Origin of the sequence: Extibacter sp. GGCC_0201 (genome assembly GCF_017566055.1) — a bacterium.
Taxonomy (GTDB): Bacteria; Bacillota; Clostridia; order Lachnospirales; family Lachnospiraceae; genus Extibacter.
In genome coordinates this window covers 1-211 of record NZ_JABFCH010000261.1, presented here as the reverse complement: position 1 = coordinate 211, position 211 = coordinate 1, and the positions used below count along the sequence as shown (strand labels likewise).

The window sequence follows — 211 nt, the reverse complement described above, 5'->3', positions numbered from 1 at the left end:
CAGGCCGAACAGCGCGGCCAGCGCGGCGGTGTCCAGGTGTTGTTCGACCGCATCGGCGAGGCGGTCGATGGACTGCTCGCGCAAGCCGTGCAAGTCCAGCGGTTCGGCGTCGACCAGCCCGGCCCAGCGCAGCAGCGCCGCCAGCGCCTGCGGCCGGTCGAACACGCCGTGCAGGTAGGTGCCCAGCACTTGCCCGTCGGCCGACAGCGCG

At 73.5% G+C, this 211-nt stretch carries 1 pseudogene; it reads right to left on the bottom strand.

What is annotated here, in order from left to right:
• A pseudogene (locus HJV72_RS19475) lies at positions 1 to 211 on the bottom strand (hypothetical protein); the annotation flags it as partial.